Genomic DNA, 16,008 nt, shown 5'->3' with positions numbered 1-16,008 from the left:
GCTGCCGGGGACGCGGCCGCGGACGTAGCGTCGGTCGTGCACCTCCGACCGGCCCGGCCCCGCCCCGCCCCGCTGCGGGCGGCGCTGGCGCTGGGCCTGGTGGCCGCGCTGGGGTCCGGGTGCGCCGCCCTGCTCGGCGACCCGCCCGCCGTCCCGTCCGCCGGCAGCGCGCTGGAGGCGCTGGACTCCGTCGAGGTCCGCGGCCGCGCGCCGCAGACCGGGTACTCCCGCGACGAGTTCGGCGACGGCTGGGTCGACACCGACCAGAACGGCTGCGACACCCGCAACGACGTCCTGGCCCGCGACCTCACCGGGGAGCGCTTCGAGCCGGGCACCCGCGACTGCGTCGTCGTCAGCGGCACCCTCGTGGACCCGTACTCCGGCCGCACCATCGCGTTCCGCCGCGGCGAGGGGACCAGCGAGGCGGTGCAGATCGACCACGTCGTGGCGCTGTCCGACGCCTGGCAGAAGGGCGCCCAGCAGTGGGACGCCGACCGTCGCACCGAGTTCGCCAACGACCCGCTCAACCTGCTCGCCGTCGACGGCCCGCTCAACCAGGCCAAGGGCGACTCCGACGCCGCCACCTGGCTGCCGCCGGCCCGGTCCTACCGGTGCGCGTACGTGGCCCGGCAGGTCGCCGTGAAGGTGACCTACGGGCTGTGGATGACCCGCGCCGAGCGGGACGCCGTCGCCGGCGTGCTGGACGCCTGCCCGGACGAGCCGCTGCCCGGGCGCGGCCCGCTCCCGGGCCAGGAGGCGCCGGGGAGCGCGCCGCCGGCGCCGGCGACGCCCTATCCCGACTGCGCCGCGGTGCGCGCCGCGGGCGCCGCACCCCTCCGTGAGGGCGACCCCGGCTGGAACCCGTCCCTGGACGGCGACGGCGACGGCGTCGGCTGCGAGGGCTGAGCCCGCCGGGCCCGCTGCGTTAGGCTGGACGACGGCACGAGCCCCGCCGAAGCCTCGGCATGCTCGCTCACCTCAGTGACCCCGAGTCCCCGCCGCCGGTGGGGGCCTCGACCCTGGAGCGACATGACCGCCTCTACCGGCACCCGCGTCCTGACCGACGGCGACTTCAAGGTCGCCGACCTCTCCCTGGCGCCGTTCGGCCGCAAGGAGATCCAGCTCGCCGAGCACGAGATGCCCGGACTGATGGCGCTGCGCGCCGAGTACGGCGACGAGCAGCCCCTGGCCGGCGCCCGCATCGCCGGCTCGCTGCACATGACCGTGCAGACCGCCGTCCTCATCGAGACCCTCGTCGCGCTCGGCGCCGACGTCCGCTGGGTCTCCTGCAACATCTTCTCCACCCAGGACCACGCCGCCGCCGCCATCGTCGTCGGCCCCGAGGGCACGGCCGAGCAGCCCGCCGGCGTCCCGGTCTTCGCCTGGAAGGGCGAGACCCTCGAGGACTACTGGTGGTGCACCCAGCGGCTGTTCGAGTTCCGCGACGAGGACGGCACCGTCGTCGGCCCGAACATGCTGCTCGACGACGGCGGCGACGCCACGCTGCTCGTGCACCTGGGCACCCGCTTCGAGGCCGACGGCGCCGTCCCGGACACCACCGAGGCCGACTCCGAGGAGTACGGCGTCATCCTCACCGCGCTGCGCGAGAGCCTGGGCACCGACGCCGGCTACTGGACCCGCATCGGCCAGGGCATCCAGGGCGTCACCGAGGAGACCACCACCGGCGTCATGCGGCTGTACGAGCTCGCCCGCGACGGCCGGCTGCTGTTCCCGGCGATCAACGTCAACGACTCGGTCACCAAGAGCAAGTTCGACAACCTCTACGGCTGCCGGCACTCGCTCATCGACGGCATCAACCGCGCCACCGACGTCATGATCGGCGGCAAGGTGGCCGTGGTCTGCGGCTACGGCGACGTCGGCAAGGGCTGCGCGGAGTCGCTGCGCGGCCAGGGCGCCCGGGTCATCGTCACCGAGATCGACCCGATCAACGCCCTCCAGGCGGCGATGCACGGCTACGAGGTGACCACGCTCGACGAGGTCATCGGCAAGGCCGACATCGTCATCACCGCCACCGGCAACCGCGACATCATCACCGCCGAGCAGCTCGGGCGGACCAAGCACCAGGCGATCATCGGCAACATCGGCCACTTCGACAACGAGATCGACATGGCCGGCCTCGCCCGCACCCCGGGCATCCAGCGGACCCAGATCAAGCCGCAGGTCGACGAGTGGCGCTTCGCCGACGGCCACACGATCATCGTGCTCTCCGAGGGCCGGCTGCTGAACCTGGGCAACGCCACCGGGCACCCCAGCTTCGTCATGAGCGCCTCGTTCTCCAACCAGGTGCTCGCCCAGATCGAGCTGTGGGGCAACCGCGCCGCCTACGAGGGCAGGACCCCCACCGTCACCGTGCTGCCCAAGAAGCTCGACGAGCACGTGGCCCGGCTGCACCTCGACGCGCTCGGCGTGAAGCTCACCGAGCTCACGAAGGTGCAGGCCGACTACATCGGCGTGCCGGTCGAGGGCCCGTACAAGAGCGAGCACTACCGCTACTGACGGAGGACCCCTCTGCCCCCCCCTCGCAGGCTCGGCGCGGGGCCCTGCAGAGGGGCCGTTCCAGCCCCTCGCCCCGCCCTGCGGGCAGGGGAGGACTCGCCCTGCGGGCGGGGAGGATGGGACGGACGGTGGCGCCGGACCGGTGATTCGGTCCGGCGCCACCGTTATCCGGTCGTGACGTCGCAGAATGGTCACGTGCCTCCGACCGCAGCGAACAACGGGCCCAGTCGCGGCCGCGTCCTGGTCGTCGACGACGACGCCGCCCTCGCCGAGATGCTCGGCATCGTCCTGCGGCGCGAGGGCTACGACCCCGCCTTCGTCTCCGACGGCAACCGGGCGCTGTCGGTCTTCCAGCAGACCCGGCCCGACATCGTCCTGCTCGACCTCATGCTGCCCGGCCGCAACGGCCTGCAGATCGCCCAGGACATCCGCAGCCAGTCGACCGTCCCGATCGTCATGCTCACCGCCAAGGGCGACACCATCGACGTCGTCCAGGGGCTCGAGGCCGGCGCCGACGACTACGTCACCAAGCCGTTCAAGCCCGTCGAGCTGGTCGCCCGGGTGCGCGCCCAGTTGCGCCGCGGCGAGACCGGCCAGGCCGAGACGCTGTCCATCGGCGACGTGCACATCGACGTCCCGGCGCACCAGGTCACCCGGGACGGCTCGCCGATCCCGCTGACGCCCCTGGAGTTCGACCTGCTGGTCGCCCTGGCCCGCAAGCCGCGCCAGGTGTTCACCCGCGAGCTGCTCCTCGAGCAGGTGTGGGGCTACCGGCACGCCGCCGACACCCGGCTGGTCAACGTCCACGTGCAGCGGCTGCGGGCCAAGATCGAGCGCGACCCGGAGAAGCCGGAGATCGTCCTGACCGTCCGCGGCGTCGGCTACAAGGCCGGCCCCCCGTGATCCCGTGAGCACCACCGAGCGGGCGCCGGCGGCACCGGCGGACGACCGCGACACCGCCCCGGCGCCGGCGCGCCCGGCCCCGGCCCGCGCGTCCCGGCGGCGGCCGGCCGACCTGCCCGCGCTGCGCCGCGGTCTCCGCCGGCGGGCGGTCCGGGCGCGGATCCGCGCCCGCCGGCTGGCCGGGCGGGCGGTCACCACCTGGCGGCGGTCGCTGCACGTGCGCATCGGCGCGATCACGATGGTCGTGGCCGGCACGGTCGTGGTGATCGTCAGCCTCGTGCTGTTCAGCCAGATCCGGACCCAGCTGCTGTCGGTCAAGGAGCAGGCCGCGATCGACCAGGCCCAGGCCGGCGTCGTCTACGCCCGGTCGGAGGTGGTGGGCATCGCCGCCGGTGACGCCGCCAGCGTCCGCGCCACCCTGGGCCGCACCGTGAACGGGCTGCTCACCCGCGGCGGCTCGGCCGGTGACTTCGACGTCGTCATGGTCTACCGCACCGGCAACGCCGAGCGGCCGCCCGCGATCAGCCGGCCCGGCGTCTACCCCGCGCTGCCCGACGACCTCCGGGCGGGCGTGCAGGGCGGCGGCCAGTACACGCAGTACGCGCTCGTCCCCGACGACACCGGCGAGCCGCAGCCCACGCTGCTGGTGGGGGTGCCCGTCCCCGGCGACGTCTCCTCCTCCGAGGCGATCGAGCTGTACTACGCGTTCCCGCTCGACCAGGAGCAGGAGACGCTGTCGCTGATCCGCAGCACCGTGGCGATCAGCGGCATCGCGCTCACCCTGTTCGTGGCCGGGATCGGCGTGCTGGTGACCCGGCTGGTCGTCGACCCCGTGCGCCGCGCCGCCGGCACCGCGCAGCGGCTGGCCGAGGGCCAGCTCGAGGAGCGGATGACCGTCCGCGGCGAGGACGACCTGGCCCGGCTGGCCACCAGCTTCAACGCCATGGCCGACAGCCTGCAGCAGCAGATCACCCAGCTGGAGGCGCTGTCCCAGCTGCAGCAGCGGTTCACCTCCGACGTCAGCCACGAGCTGCGCACCCCCCTGACGACGGTGCAGATGGCCGCCGACGTGCTGCACGAGTCGCGCGGGGACTTCCCGCCGCACGTGGCGCGGTCGGCCGAGCTGCTGCACGAGGAGCTCGACCGCTTCGAGCGGCTGCTGTCGGACCTGCTGGAGATCAGCCGCTACGACGCCGGCGCCGCCGTCCTCGACTGGGCGCCCACCGACCTCGGCGCGCTGGTGGGCCGGGTGGCCGACGGGATGACCGCACTGGCCGAGCGGCACGGCTGCGAGCTGCGGGTCACCGGCCCGGCCGACCCGGTCATCGCCGAGGTCGACGCGCGGCGGGTCGAGCGGATCCTGCGCAACCTGGTCGGCAACGCCGTCGAGCACGGCAGCGGGCAGCCGATCGAGGTGACGCTCGCGGCCAACCGGACGGCGGCGGCGGTCACCGTCCGCGACCACGGCGTCGGGCTGTCCTCGGCCGAGGCGGCGCACGTCTTCGACCGGTTCTGGCGGGCCGACCCCTCGCGGGTCCGCACCGTCGGCGGCAGCGGGCTGGGCCTGTCGATCAGCCTCGAGGACGCCCGGCTCCACGGCGGCTGGCTGCAGGTGTGGGGCCAGCCGGGCCTGGGCGCACAGTTCCGGCTCACCGTCCCGCTGGTGGCCGGCACCGACCTCACCAGCTCGCCGCTGCCGCTGCGGCCGACGATCGTCCGCCGGCCGGGGGAGCGGCGGTGAGGCGGCTGCCGGCCGCGCTGGCCGCCCTGCTGGTGGGGCTGCTCGCCGCGTGCTCGACCGTGCCCACCGGATCCGCGCCGCAGGCGATCACCGAGGCCCAGGCCCGGCCCACCGGCGACGTCGGCATCGAGCCGCTCGGCCCGCGCGCCGGGGCGCCGCCGGAGGAGATCGTCCGCGGCTTCATCGACGCCGCCGCCAGCACCGTCAACGGCCACCCCGTCGCCGTCGAGCACCTGACCCCCGAGGCGGCCGCGACCTGGTCCGACGAGTCCGGCATCACCCTCGTGGGCCCGGACTACGCGACGGTGACCACCGGCTCGGGCGCCGTGGTCATGACCGGCGACCTGGTCGGCACCGTCGACCCGCGCGGCGTCTTCTCGGCCCCGAACGACACGGTCTTCACCCGCGAGTTCACGCTGGCCGAGGTGGGCGGCGAGTGGCGGATCACCAACCCGCCGGACGGCCTGGTCATGCTCGTCCCCGACTTCGAGCGCCTCTACGACGACCTCGCCGTCTACTTCGTCGACCCGACCGGCACCCGCGTGGTGCCCGACCCGCGGTACCTCGTCTCCGGGGACGCCCAGCCGACGACGCTGGTGCAGCGGCTGGTCGAGGGCCCCTCGCCGGCCCTGGCCGCCGGCGTCACCAACGCGCTGGGCGGCGTGACCCTGACCCGCGCGGTGACCGTCTCCGGGGCGACGGTCACCGTCGACCTCGCCGGCCTCGACGACCTCGCGCCCAACCAGCTCGCCCAGCTCGCCGCCCAGCTCGTGTGGACGCTGGACCAGCTCGAGGGCACGAACTCGGTGGAGGTGACCAGCAACGGCGAGCCGGTCGCCATCGACGGCGTCCCCACCGTCCAGCGCACCGACGACTGGGCCTCCTACAGCCCGGACTCGGTGCCCGCCGACGCCGACGGCCACTACCTCGACGCCGGCCGGCTGATGACCGTCGACGGGCAGCCCGCACCCGGGCCGGCCGGCGAGGGCGCCTACGGGCTGACCGGCGCGGCGGTGTCCGCGGACCCGCGCACCAGCGCCCTGACCGCGATGGCCGGCGTCTCGGTGAGCGGGGGCACGGCGTCGCTGCTGGCGGGCCCCTACGGCCAGCCCCTGGCCCCGGTGATCACCGGCGCCGGCCGGCTGTCGGTGCCGACGGTCGCGGCCACCCGGCCGGAGTTCTGGGTGGTCCGCGACGAGAGCACCGTCGTCCGGGTGCCGGCCTCCGGGCAGCCGCAGCCGGTGAACGCCCCGACCCTGCCCGGGCAGGGCCGGGCGACGGCGCTGCAGCTCTCGCCCGACGGCGTCCGCGCCGCCGCGGTGGTCACCCGCGGGGACGACGCCGTGCTGCTGGTCGGCACGGTCGTGCGCTCCGACGAGGGCCAGGTGGCGCTGCGCGACCTGCGCGAGGTGGCGCCGTCGCTGACCGCCGTGGTCGACGTCGGCTGGCGCACCGCCGGCAGCCTGATGGTGCTCGCCGACGGCGAGGAGGGCGTGGTGCCCTACGTCGTCGGCGTCGACGGGTGGGGGCTGGCGACGGTGCCCACCGCCGGCCTGCCGAGCGCGCCGACGGCGCTGGCGACGGCGCCGGGCCAGCTGCCGCTGGTCAGCGCCGGCGGGACGATGTGGCTGCTGGTCGGCGGCACCTGGGTGACGCTGCTGCGGGGCCAGCAGCCGGTACCGGGCACCGAGCCCTTCTACCCGGTGTAGCGGGAGGACCCCTCTGCCCCCCGCCACTCGCAGGCTCGCGCCAGGCCTCGTGCAGAGGCTCGCCGCGAGCTCGCGAGCGGGGAGGAGGACGAGGTCCTTCTGCCTGCAGAGGGGCCGCTCTCCACAGATGTGGTCGGACCCGGGTGCCGGGGAGCCGGGAGCCGCAGGCTGGGGTGGTGGGAGGTCTCGGCGCGGCGCTCGCCGACCTCGTGCTCCCGCGCACCTGCGCGGGCTGCGGCGTGCCCGGCCCGGCGCTGTGCCGGCGGTGCGCGGCCCTGCTCGGCGCACCGCGCGAGGCGACGCCGCGCCGGCTCCCGCCGGGCATGCCGCCCACCGTGGCCGCCGGCGCCTACGCCGGGCCGGTCCGCCCCGCGGTCGCCGCGTTCAAGGAGCACGGCCGCGCGGAGCTCGCCGGCCCGCTCGGGGCGGCGCTGGCCCTGGCCGTCGGCGTGCACGCGGTGCTGCTGCCCGGCCGGCCGGTGCTGCTGGTCCCGCTCCCGCCGACCCGGGCGGCGCTGCGGGCGCGCGGCCGCGACTGCGTCCGGGAGCTGGCCGCGGCCGCCGCCGGCGACCTGCGCGCCGCGGGGGTGCCCGCCGGGTGCGTCCGGCTGCTGACCCGGACCGGGCGGGTGCGGGACTCCGCGGGGCTGTCGGTGGCGCAGCGGCGGGCCAACCTCGCCGGCACCTTCGCCGTCCGCCCGGTCCGGCTCCCGGCCGGGGCGGTGCTCGTGGTCGTCGACGACGTCGTCACCAGCGGCGCGACGCTCACCGAGGCGGCCGCCGCGCTGGCCGCGACACGCCCGGACGGTGACACGCCGGTGCTGGCCGCCGTCGTCGCCGCGACGCGCCGTCCCGGCCCCCGGCCGGTCCGCGCGGCGCCACCTGGGTGCTTCCCGGACGGCTCCCCGAGGGCGTCGCGGGAGTGCCGCTGATCGACTGTCCGGCCCACGTGACAGCGACTAGCGTTGCATCGATCACACCCGATGACCGGGAGGTCTGATGGAGATCGTGGTCCGTGGTCGCAACGTCGAGGTGCCCGAGCACTATCGGCAGCACGTGGAGGACAAGGTCGGTCAGCTCGAACGGTTCGACGGCAAGCTCTCGCGCATCGACGTCGAGTTGTTCCACGAGAAGAACCCCCGCCAGTCCTCCAACTGCCAGCGCGTGGAGATCACCCTGCGCGGCAAGGGACCCGTGGTCCGCGCCGAGGCCGCGGCGCCGGACTTCTACGCCGCCCTCGACCTGTGCTGCGGCAAGCTCGACAACCGGCTGCGGCGGGCGAACGACCGCCGCCGCGTGCACCACGGCCGGCGCACCCCGCCCAGCGTGCGGGTCGCCGGTCCCACCGCCGCGCCGCTGGAGACCCCGGCGCTCGGCATCCCCGACGTCGAGCAGCAGTTCGCCGGGGAGCCCCTCGTCACCGACCTCGACGAGCACCTGCCCGGCCGGATCGTGCGGGAGAAGCACCACCCGGCCGTGCCCATGACCGTCGACCAGGCCCTGCACGAGATGGAGCTCGTGGGCCACGACTTCTTCCTCTTCCAGTGCGCCGACACCGGCCAGCCGACCGTCGTCTACCGGCGGCACGCGTTCGACTACGGCCTGATCCGGCTGGTGGAGCCGCCGCTGGGCACCGGGTCCTCCCACGTCGCGGCACCGGCCGAGCCCGCCGCCGTCCCGCGCTGACCGTCCCGGAGGGGCCGTGCCGTGCCGGCGCGGCCCCTCCGCCGTGTCCGGGCCCCGGGAGCCGCGCCCGGCCGGTCCGCCCCGCGGCCGCGGTGCCCGTCGGGGAGGGCCGGTCCTCAGTCGGCGGCCAGCCGGCCGAACAGCACGGCGTCGGCGCGGGTGCCGTCGCGCCGCGGCAGGGCCGAGCGGACGACGCCCTCGCGGGTGAACCGGGCCCGCAGCGCCACCGCCTGCGAGGCGGGGTTGTCCACGTCGACCACCAGGTGCACCCGGGGCGCCCCGTGGGCGAAGGCCCAGCCGGCCAGGCCGTCGGTGACCTCGGTGGCGTAGCCGCGCCGCCGCGCCCACGGCGCCACCGAGTAACCGATCTCCGGGCCGAGGTGCCGCCCGCCGAACACCAGACCCGCCGTGCCGACGAACTCGCCGTCGGCCTCGATCACCACCGGCAGTCCGGTGCCCTCGGCGCGCTGGCGCACCACCGTGTCCACGAACGCGCGGGCGTCGGCGAGCGTGTAGGGCACCGGCGCGGCGCTGATCCAGCGCTGCGTCTCCGGGTCCTGGGTGGCGCGGTGCACCGCGCCGGCGTCGTCGGGGGTGAACGGCCGGAGGACCAGCCGGGCGGTGCGGACCACCTCGGTGGTCAGGTCGATGCCGGTGAGCTCCACGGGATCAGGGTCGTGCATGTCCGGTGGTCTGTCTCGGCCCCGTCCCCGGCCCGCTGCAGGGGTCCGCCGCGAGCGTGCGAGCGGTGGGGGCAGGGGGTCCTCCTGCCGGGCCTGCGAGGGGTGGGGAGGACGGGGTCCTTCCTCAGGCGTTGCCGAGCACCCGGTCGACCGAGATCTCGACGACGACCCGCGCCGGGTTCTCCCGCGGCTGCCGGTACCGCCGCGCGTAGCGGGCCTCGGCGTCGGCCACCGCGGCCGCGTCGTCGCGCACGACCGCCGTCCCCTCGAGGGTCAGCCACCGGCGCCCGTCGACCTGGCAGACGGCGACCCGCGTCTGCCCGGCGCGGACGTGCCGGGCCTTGGCCGAGCCGCCGGAGGTGATGACGCGCGCGGTGCGGGTGTCCGGGTCGTAGGTGACGCCGACGGGGACCACGTGCGGGCTCCCGTCGGCGCGCAGCGTGGTCAGCGTGGCCAGGTGGCGCTCGGTCAGGAAGGCGAGCGCGCCGGGCCCGAGGGCGGCGGGGTCGGTGGCCACCCGGCGGAGGGTACGTGCGGCGTCCCCGGGGTGCTGGCCGGGCCGCCTACGCTGGTGTCGTGGTGTTCTCGAGAATCCTGCGAGCCGGTGAGGGCAAGATCCTCCGACGACTGGACCGGATCGCCGACGCGATCGAGTCCCTGGAGGGCGACGTCGCCGACCTCACCGACGCGGAGCTCCGGGCGAAGACCGACGAGTTCAAGCAGCGGTACGAGGACGGCGAGACCCTCGACCAGCTGCTCCCGGAGGCGTTCGCCGTCGTCCGGGAGGCGGCCACCCGCACGCTGGGCCAGCGGCACTTCCGCGTCCAGCTGATGGGCGGCGCCGCGCTGCACCTGGGCAACATCGCCGAGATGCGCACCGGTGAGGGCAAGACCCTGACCGGCGTGCTGCCGGCCTACCTCAACGCCCTGACCGGCGAGGGCGTGCACGTGGTCACGGTCAACGACTACCTGGCCAAGCGCGACGCCGAGTGGATGGGCCGGGTGCACCGCTTCCTCGGCCTGTCGGTGGGCACGATCCTGTCCGGCGAGAAGCCCGCGCACCGCCGCGAGCAGTACGCCTGCGACATCACCTACGGCACGAACAACGAGTTCGGCTTCGACTACCTGCGCGACAACATGGCCTGGTCCAAGGCCGACCTCGTGCAGCGCGGCCACCACTACGCGATCGTCGACGAGGTCGACTCGATCCTCATCGACGAGGCCCGCACGCCGCTGATCATCAGCGGCCCGGCCGAGTCCGCCGGCAAGTGGTACGTGGAGTTCGCGCGCATCGTGCCGCTGATGAAGCGGGACGAGCACTACGAGGTGGAGGAGGCCAAGCGCACGGTCGCCGTCACCGAGGAGGGCGTCGAGTTCGTCGAGGACCAGCTCGGCATCGACAACCTCTACGAGGCGGTCAACACCCCGCTGATCGGCTACCTCAACAACGCGCTGAAGGCCAAGGAGCTCTTCCACCGCGACCAGCAGTACATCGTCAGCAACGGCGAGGTGCTCATCGTCGACGAGTTCACCGGCCGCGTGCTGGCCGGCCGCCGCTACAACGAGGGCATGCACCAGGCCATCGAGGCCAAGGAGAAGGTGCAGATCAAGGACGAGAACCAGACCCTCGCCACGATCACGCTGCAGAACTACTTCCGGCTCTACGACAAGCTCTCCGGGATGACCGGCACCGCCCAGACCGAGGCGGCCGAGCTCTCCCAGACCTACAAGCTGGGCGTCGTCCCGATCCCGACCAACCGGCCGATGGTCCGCGAGGACCGCTCCGACGTCGTCTACAAGACCGAGAAGGCCAAGTTTGAGGCGGTCATCGACGACATCGCCGACCGGCACGAGAAGGGTCAGCCGGTCCTCGTCGGCACCGCGAGCGTCGAGAAGTCCGAGGTCCTGTCCAAGCTGCTGCTGCGCCGCGGCATCCCGCACGAGGTCCTCAACGCGAAGAACCACGCGCGGGAGGCGGCGATCGTCGCCCAGGCCGGGCGGCTCGGCGCGGTCACCGTGGCCACCAACATGGCCGGCCGTGGCACCGACATCCAGCTCGGCGGCAACCCCGAGTTCATCGCCGACGAGGAGCTGCGCGCCCGCGGCCTGTCGCCGTCGGAGACCCCGGAGGAGTACGAGGCCGCCTGGGACGAGGCGCTCTCCGCGGCCAAGGACCAGGTCAAGGCCGAGCACGAGGAGGTCGCCGAGGCCGGCGGTCTCTACGTGCTGGGCACCGAGCGGCACGAGAGCCGCCGCATCGACAACCAGCTGCGCGGCCGGTCGGGCCGGCAGGGCGACCCGGGGGAGTCGCGGTTCTACCTCTCCCTCGGCGACGACCTCATGCGCCGGTTCAACGGCCCGATGCTCGAGTCGATGATGACCACGCTGCGGGTCCCCGAGGACCAGCCGATCGAGTCGAAGATGGTCTCCCGGGCCATCCGCTCGGCGCAGACGCAGGTCGAGCAGCAGAACTTCGAGGTCCGCAAGGACGTCCTCAAGTACGACGAGGTGCTCAACCGGCAGCGCACGGTCATCTACGACGAGCGCCGCAAGGTGCTCGACGGGGAGGACCTGCACGAGCAGGTGCAGCACATGCTCGACGACGTCGTCCGCGCCTACGTCGACGGCGCCACCGAGACCGGCTACGCCGAGGACTGGGACCTCGAGCAGCTGTGGACCGGCCTCAAGTCGCTCTACCCGGTGGGCCTGGACCGCCAGGAGCTGATCGACCGGGTGGCCGACGGCGAGCAGGCGGCCCTGACCGCCGACGTGCTGCGCACCGAGCTGCTCGAGGACGTGCACCGGGCCTACGCGGAGCGCGAGGCGGCGCTGGGCTCGGAGGTCATGCGCGAGCTCGAGCGGCGGGTGCTGCTCTCCGTGCTCGACCGCAAGTGGCGCGAGCACCTCTACGAGATGGACTACCTGCGGGCCGGCATCCACCTGCGCGCGATGGCCAACCGCGACCCGGTCGTGGAGTACCAGCGCGAGGGCTACGACATGTTCACCGCGATGCTCGACGGCATCAAGGAGGAGTCGGTCGGCTTCCTGTTCAACCTGGAGGTCAAGACCAGGGAGCAGCAGGAGGCCGAGGCCCGGGCCCAGCAGGCCGAGGCCGAGGCCAAGGCGCTGGCCGCCGCGCAGGAGGGCACCGCCCGCGTGCTCGCCCGGCAGCGGGCGGCACAGGAGGCCGCGGCCCGCGCGGCTGCCGCGCCCGCCCCGGCCGCCGACGGCGCCGCTGCTCCTGCTCCTGCTCCTGCTCCTGCCCCCGCTCCGGCCGCTGCCTCCGCTGCCGACGACGGGGCCGCGCCCGTGTCGATGGCCAAGCCGTCCGGCGGGCCGGCGGCCCGCCGCTCGACCGGCGCCCCGGCCGGGCGGCCCACCGCCCGCAAGAGCGGCACCCGGCCCGCGGCCCCGGCGACGCCCGAGGCGGAGGCCCCGGCGCCGTCGGGCACCGGGCCGCAGCTGGCGGTCAAGGGCCTCGACGAGCCGCGCCGGCAGGAGGACCTGAGCTACTCGGCGCCCTCGCTCGACGCCTCGCCGAAGGAGAGCGGCCCGGCCAAGGCGGCCAAGACCGCCACGGTCACCGGGACCAAGGAGCCGGCCCGCAACGCGCCGTGCCCCTGCGGCTCGGGCAAGAAGTACAAGGTCTGCCACGGGGCTGCCGGTCGCTGACCGCTCCCGCGCACACCCCGGCGCCCCGCCGACCTCCGTGGTCGGCGGGGCGCCGTCGTCCCGGGATCAGGTGCGGGATGAGGGTCTTCCCTGATGTGCCGGAGCCGGGGAGCGAGGAGCCTGGCCGCATGCCCGGGACCGTCCTCGCCCCTCCACCCGACCGGGTGGGGACGCGGGCCCCCGCGGCCCCGGCGCCGACGCTGCTCGACCGGCTCCGCAGTGACCGCGTGCCGGCGCAGTTCGTCCGGTTCGTGCTGGTCGGCGGCTCGGCGAACGTCGTCTACGCCTGTCTGTTCCTGGCGTTGTCCGGGCTCGGGGACCAGCCGGCCAACCTCGTCGCGGTGGTCGCCTCGACGGCCGTGGCCAACGAGCTGCACCGCCGGCTGACCTTCCGCGCCGGCGACCGGGTCGGCTGGGCGACGGCGCAGTGGGCCGGAGGGGGGATCGCCGTGGCCGGGCTGGCGACCTCCAGCCTCACGCTGGCCGCGCTCGACGCCTGGACGGTCTCCGCCGGTCCGCTGGCGTCGGCGCTCGCGGTCATCGCGGTCAGCGGCGTGGTGGGCCTCGCCCGGTTCGTCGGTCTCCGCTGGGTCCTCGTGGTCCGTCCGGGCGCGGCGGCCCACCCGACGCGGGTGCGGACCTGACCGTCAGCCGATCGACAGGGCGGTGCACCGCCAGCGGCCGTCGATGCCCTCCAGCCGGGCGGCCACCGCGTGCGCGCGGCCGGCCCGCCGCGCCACCGCGCTGACCTCCGCCACGCCGTCGACCGGCTCGCACACGTGCACCGGGCCGAGCAGCAGCGGCGCGGTGCCGGCGGCGCACCAGACCGGTCGCCGTCCGGCGACGAGCGCGGCGTGCACGCCGGGGGAGGCGAGCCGCTGCACCTGGGCCAGCGGCCGGCGGCCGGCCAGCGCCTCGAGCACGGTCGTGAACAGCAGCCGCCCGGTGGCGCGGGGGTCGGGGAGGTCGGCCCGTACCGACCAGGCCGGGCCGAAGAGGTCCGGCCTGCGGCGGCGGGGTCCCTCCGGCGCCGGCCGCGGACCGGGCCGGTGCGGCGGACGGGGCGGCGGCGTGGTGGGGTCGACCAGGGCGACGGCCGGTCCGGTCAGCGGCGGGTGCAGCGGCGGGACGAGGCTCAGCCGCAGGGTCCGCAGCGGCGCGGCGGTCGGCGGGACGGGCTGGGTGGACGCGGTCACGGGAGCTCCCGGGGTCGGGTCGGGGTGGGGGCGACGGGGCCGGGGGAGCGGCCGGACGGGTTCGGCGGGGTGCGGCCCTCACGGCGGCGGGCGCAGCACCTGACCGGGCAGCAGCAGGTCGGGGTCGGGGCCGATGACGGCCGCGTTCGCCGTCCACCAGCGGCCGACGGCGGCGGCGGTCGCGGAGTCGGGGGGATCGACGCCGGTGCGGGCGCGCAGGTCGGCGGCGGCGATGGTCCACAGGCACTCGCCGCGCAGCACGACGTGCTCGCCGGGGGCAGGCATCGGCCAGTCGGGCACCGCGGGAGCGGGGACGGGCGCCGCGGGGGCGGGGACGGGCGCCGGCCAGTCGGGGACGGCCAGCGGGGCCGGCGCGCCGGTGGTCGCGACGACGACGGGCCCCGCGGTCGCGCACCCGGTCAGCACCGGCGCCGTGACCAGGCCGACGCCGAGGACGAGCGCGGCGGCCCGCCGGCCGGACGCCGGGACCACCCGCCGCAGGAGGACGCCGGCGGCGGCTCCGGCCAGGCCGGGCAGCGCCGACAGCGCGGTGAGCACCAGCCCCAGCGCGCCCCAGGCCCAGACGGCCCAGGCGGCGGCCGCGACCGCGTCGAGCAGCAACGCCTCGGGGCCGGCGGTGTCGACGAGGGCCTGCGGGTCGCCGCCGCTGCGCAGGAGAGCGGCGAGGTCCGGGGTGAGCGCACGCAGCCCGGCGGCCAGCGCGGCCATGACCGCCGTCGTGATGACGAGTCGACGTGCCGACACGAGCCCTCCTTGCGTTGACGTCGGCGTACTGAAGCAAGCAAATGCGATCAAACGCAAGAGTCCTTGTGGATCTAGGCTCGGCGACGTGCGCTGGCAGCAGCTGTTCGCCGACCTGCAGGCGGAGTTCGAGGCGGCCGCGGTGGCCGAGGAGCGGGCCGAGCTCCCGTCCCGGTCCCGCGCGGAGGTCGGGGCGCTGCGGCTGGCGGACCGGCTCGGCGGGGCCGTGGGCGGACACGTGTCGCTGCGCTGCCGCGGCGCCGGGGAGGTGGCCGGCCTGCTCACCGGGCTGGGGCCGGACTGGGCGCTGCTCGACGACGGTTGCGGGCGCGAGGTGCTGGTGGCGCTGCCGGCCGTCGTCGCGGTGTCCGGGCTGGTGCGGACCACGGCCGCCGCCGCGCCGCCGTCGGCCGTCCGGGCCGCGATGGACCTGCGCCGGGCGCTGCGCGGGCTGGCGCGCGACCGCAGCACCGTGGCCGTCGTCCTCGACGACGGCGGGGTGCTGACCGGGACGGTGGACCGGGTGGGAGCCGACTTCGTGGAGCTCGCCGAGCACGCGGCCGACGACTTCCGCCGGGCCGGCGCGGTGCGCGGCGTGCGGGCGGTGGTGCTCGCGGCGGTCGCCGTGGTGCGGACGCTCGCGCCCGGCGCCGCCTGACCTCAGCGGGTGCGGCGCCGTCCCCGGGCGGGCGCCTCGCCGGCCGGGACCTCGTCCCCGGTGGCCTCCGCGCCGTCGGCCGCGACCTCGTCGGCGGGGGGCACCGCGCCGGCGCGGGCCTCGGCGTACTTCTGCTGGATGAAGCGCTCCAGCTCGTCGACCTCGACCCGCCACTGGCCGCGGCCGCCGATCTGGATGGCGATCAGCTCCCGCCGCCGCACGAGGGCGTAGGCCTGCGACCACGAGACGTTGAGCGTCTCGGCGACGTCGTCGAGGGTCAGGAAGCGCGGTGTGGGCATGGGGCTCTCCGTCCGGTCCCCGCCAGTCTGTCAGGAACGCACTCACCCGCACGCTTCCCGTCCACACCCGAACGTGTGGACAACCGGTGCACGCATCCGCATCCGTACCGCATCATCTGCGTCCGACCGAGCCTTGCCGTGCCGGTCGGGACGGACGCCCGCCGGTCGGCGGGCCGCCGGGG

15 protein-coding genes are annotated in these 16,008 nt (G+C 75.6%); 10 read left to right on the top strand and 5 right to left on the bottom strand.

The genetic code is table 11. The features are described from left to right. The first annotated feature begins 36 nt into the window (after positions 1–36). The 7 genes from ACI79Z_RS16775 (at position 37) to hpf (ending at position 8,556) form a co-directional block, all read left to right on the top strand. Positions 37–906 (top strand): GmrSD restriction endonuclease domain-containing protein, encoded by an 870-nt coding sequence (locus ACI79Z_RS16775; protein WP_387991503.1) that lies wholly within the window; start codon positions 37–39, stop codon positions 904–906. Between the two features lie 123 nt (positions 907–1,029). Continuing rightward, positions 1,030–2,517: an adenosylhomocysteinase gene (gene ahcY / locus ACI79Z_RS16770; protein ID WP_387991506.1), complete on the top strand. Its 1,488-nt coding sequence runs from the start codon at positions 1,030–1,032 to the stop codon at positions 2,515–2,517. A gap of 195 nt (positions 2,518–2,712) precedes the next feature. Further along, positions 2,713–3,420, top strand: a complete 708-nt coding sequence (mtrA, locus tag ACI79Z_RS16765) for an MtrAB system response regulator MtrA (RefSeq protein WP_387991509.1) — start codon at positions 2,713–2,715, stop codon at positions 3,418–3,420. Between the two features lie 4 nt (positions 3,421–3,424). Continuing rightward, positions 3,425–5,161, top strand: a complete 1,737-nt coding sequence (gene mtrB / locus ACI79Z_RS16760) for an MtrAB system histidine kinase MtrB (protein WP_456903290.1) — start codon at positions 3,425–3,427, stop codon at positions 5,159–5,161. After that, the gene (locus ACI79Z_RS16755; protein ID WP_387991516.1) at positions 5,158–6,870 is read left to right on the top strand and encodes an LpqB family beta-propeller domain-containing protein; all 1,713 of its coding nucleotides are present in this window, start codon (positions 5,158–5,160) and stop codon (positions 6,868–6,870) included. Before mtrB ends, ACI79Z_RS16755 begins: the two co-directional genes overlap by 4 nt. Positions 6,871–7,046: 176 nt before the next feature. Continuing rightward, positions 7,047–7,802: a ComF family protein gene (locus tag ACI79Z_RS16750; protein WP_456903289.1), complete on the top strand. Its 756-nt coding sequence runs from the start codon at positions 7,047–7,049 to the stop codon at positions 7,800–7,802. 67 nt (positions 7,803–7,869) lie between these two features. Beyond that, on the top strand, positions 7,870–8,556 hold the full coding sequence (gene hpf, locus ACI79Z_RS16745) for a ribosome hibernation-promoting factor, HPF/YfiA family (RefSeq protein ID WP_387991522.1): 687 nt from the start codon (positions 7,870–7,872) through the stop codon (positions 8,554–8,556). A 116-nt stretch (positions 8,557–8,672) separates the two neighbouring features. On the opposite strand, the gene ACI79Z_RS16740 is transcribed toward hpf, so the two are convergent. Continuing rightward, on the bottom strand, positions 8,673–9,221 hold the full coding sequence (locus ACI79Z_RS16740) for a GNAT family N-acetyltransferase (RefSeq protein WP_456903288.1): 549 nt from the start codon (positions 9,219–9,221) through the stop codon (positions 8,673–8,675). A gap of 142 nt (positions 9,222–9,363) precedes the next feature. Further along, entirely contained in the window at positions 9,364–9,756 is a 393-nt protein-coding gene (locus ACI79Z_RS16735) for a TIGR03618 family F420-dependent PPOX class oxidoreductase (protein WP_387991528.1), read from the bottom strand. 59 nt (positions 9,757–9,815) lie between these two features. Between ACI79Z_RS16735 and secA the strand changes: the two genes are divergently transcribed. Together secA and ACI79Z_RS16725 are read left to right on the top strand one after the other, a co-directional pair. Continuing rightward, positions 9,816–12,911, top strand: coding sequence for a preprotein translocase subunit SecA (secA, locus tag ACI79Z_RS16730; RefSeq protein ID WP_456903287.1), 3,096 nt, complete (start codon positions 9,816–9,818; stop codon positions 12,909–12,911). Positions 12,912–13,039: 128 nt separating this feature from the next. Further along, positions 13,040–13,555 (top strand): GtrA family protein, encoded by a 516-nt coding sequence (locus ACI79Z_RS16725; RefSeq protein ID WP_456903286.1) that lies wholly within the window; start codon positions 13,040–13,042, stop codon positions 13,553–13,555. A gap of 3 nt (positions 13,556–13,558) precedes the next feature. Here ACI79Z_RS16725 and ACI79Z_RS16720 read toward each other — a convergent pair whose 3' ends face one another. Together ACI79Z_RS16720 and ACI79Z_RS16715 are read right to left on the bottom strand one after the other, a co-directional pair. Then, the gene (locus tag ACI79Z_RS16720) at positions 13,559–14,107 is read right to left on the bottom strand and encodes an Rv3235 family protein (protein ID WP_456903285.1); all 549 of its coding nucleotides are present in this window, start codon (positions 14,105–14,107) and stop codon (positions 13,559–13,561) included. Positions 14,108–14,185: 78 nt separating this feature from the next. After that, complete coding sequence (locus tag ACI79Z_RS16715) at positions 14,186–14,872, bottom strand: hypothetical protein (protein WP_456903284.1); 687 nt, start codon at positions 14,870–14,872, stop codon at positions 14,186–14,188. Positions 14,873–14,957: 85 nt separating this feature from the next. Here ACI79Z_RS16715 and ACI79Z_RS16710 point away from each other — a divergent pair, with 85 nt between their 5' ends. Next, positions 14,958–15,527: a hypothetical protein gene (locus ACI79Z_RS16710; protein ID WP_387991543.1), complete on the top strand. Its 570-nt coding sequence runs from the start codon at positions 14,958–14,960 to the stop codon at positions 15,525–15,527. Between the two features lie 2 nt (positions 15,528–15,529). Here ACI79Z_RS16710 and ACI79Z_RS16705 read toward each other — a convergent pair whose 3' ends face one another. Further along, positions 15,530–15,826 carry a helix-turn-helix domain-containing protein gene (locus tag ACI79Z_RS16705; protein WP_387991546.1) on the bottom strand — a complete coding sequence of 99 codons (297 nt, stop codon included), beginning with the start codon at positions 15,824–15,826 and terminating at the stop codon, positions 15,530–15,532. Positions 15,827–16,008 lie beyond the last annotated feature (182 nt).

It is taken from the genome of Geodermatophilus sp. SYSU D00663 (genome assembly GCF_054050655.1).
Note: the sequence above shows the minus strand (reverse complement) of the source record. Positions and strands in the feature narration are given on the sequence as shown.

Bases quoted from the DNA above. Each gene is read 5' to 3' on its own strand.
- ahcY (WP_387991506.1), top strand. From the start codon at position 1,030: ATGACCGCCTCTACCGGCACCCGCGTCCTGACCGACGGCGACTTCAAG.
- hpf (WP_387991522.1), top strand. From the start codon at position 7,870: ATGGAGATCGTGGTCCGTGGTCGCAACGTCGAGGTGCCCGAGCACTAT.
- ACI79Z_RS16725 (WP_456903286.1), top strand. From the start codon at position 13,040: ATGCCCGGGACCGTCCTCGCCCCTCCACCCGACCGGGTGGGGACGCGG.
- ACI79Z_RS16705 (WP_387991546.1), bottom strand. From the start codon at position 15,826: ATGCCCACACCGCGCTTCCTGACCCTCGACGACGTCGCCGAGACGCTC.